Below are 1,233 nucleotides of genomic sequence, written 5' to 3'. Positions count from 1 at the left end.
TTGCTGGCGTCGCCCGGTCAAGGCTTTGCCATTGACCTTGATGGTCTGCGGAGCATCGAGCGCCGCCGCGAGATCGGTCTTCAGCCCTTTCTGCCCCTTGACGCGGCCTTTGGGGTTACCCGACACGCCGGGCGGCCACTGACTATGTTTAGGCGGCTTGCCATAGCCCACTTCATAATCAGCCATGGCGCACCCCCTCCCCGGCCAGCAAGGCCGCTTCAAGTTCGAGGAACCGCGCCCCATCGGCGCGCACCGCATCGAGCCCCGAGGCGGCCATCAGGCGGCGCAGCGAGGTGTCGCAGTATAGCGGATCAAGCTCGATCGCCGCGCCGCGGCGCCCCGTCTTGTGCGCGGCGATCAGCGTGGTCCCTGACCCGCTGAACGGATCGAGAATGAGATCACCGCGGTGCGAGCAGTCGAGGATGGCATCGGCGACCAAGGCCGTGGGCTTGACGGTCGGATGCGCCTCCAAATCGCTGTCGCGGCCCTTGCGGAATACATTGGCGCCGGCATAATCCCACACATTGGTGCGATACCGTCCGCTATCGCCCAGCCCGAAATTGTTGACGTTCTTGGCGGTCCCCGACTTGAACACGAACAAAAGTTCATGCTGCGAGCGGTAAAAGCTGCCCATGNTCGCCCAGCCCGAAATTGTTGACGTTCTTGGCGGTCCCCGACTTGAACACGAACAAAAGTTCATGCTGCGAGCGGTAAAAGCTGCCCATGCCCGCATTGGATTTTTTCCAGACGATGAGCTGTTTGAACTTGGGATAGACGCCGTCGGCCGCATCGAGCAGCTCGCGCATATGCTTCCAGTCCATACAATGATAATGGATTGCCCCATCCGCCGCGAAGCGCATGCAGTTGCGGAACACCGCGCGCAAGAAGGCGGTAAACTCAGGCGAGGTCATCTCGCCTGAGGCCTCAAAAAACTCCCTATGGCGATGCTTGCCCAGCCCCGAGACATGGCCATCAATGGCGACGTTATAAGGCGGGTCGCTAAAGACCATCGCCGCCACCTCGCCGCCAAGCAGCGCCTCGTAGCTTTCGGCATGGCGGGCGTTGCCGCAATAAAGCCGGTGCTGGCCGATCTGCCACATATCGCCAAGTTGGCTCACGCTCGGCGCGTCGGGATCGGGCAACTCAACCGCTTCGGCCTGCTTGGGCTTTGCGGCATCATCGAGCGAGAAGTCGAGGTCCGCCGTCGTGAACCCCGTGATCTCGAGATCATAG

3 protein-coding genes are annotated in these 1,233 nt (G+C 61.6%); all 3 read right to left on the bottom strand.

Annotation, left to right across the window (positions count from 1 at the left end):
• A partial coding sequence (locus tag AC2TC0_RS16180; RefSeq protein ID WP_484718480.1) for a DUF5681 domain-containing protein occupies nt 1-186 on the bottom strand: 186 nt, incomplete at its 3' end.
• A complete protein-coding gene (locus AC2TC0_RS16175; protein ID WP_484718479.1) occupies nt 179-634 on the bottom strand; it encodes a DNA-methyltransferase in 456 nt (151 codons plus the stop codon). The genes AC2TC0_RS16180 and AC2TC0_RS16175, both read right to left, overlap by 8 nt.
• Nucleotides 606-1,010 (bottom strand): DNA methyltransferase, encoded by a 405-nt coding sequence (locus tag AC2TC0_RS16170; protein WP_484718481.1) that lies wholly within the window; start codon nt 1,008-1,010, stop codon nt 606-608. Before AC2TC0_RS16170 ends, AC2TC0_RS16175 begins: the two co-directional genes overlap by 29 nt.
• Nucleotides 1,011-1,233: the final 223 nt, after the last annotated feature.

The organism is Sphingopyxis sp. sgz302558 (assembly GCF_057220455.1).
Note: the sequence above shows the minus strand (reverse complement) of the source record. Positions and strands in the feature narration are given on the sequence as shown.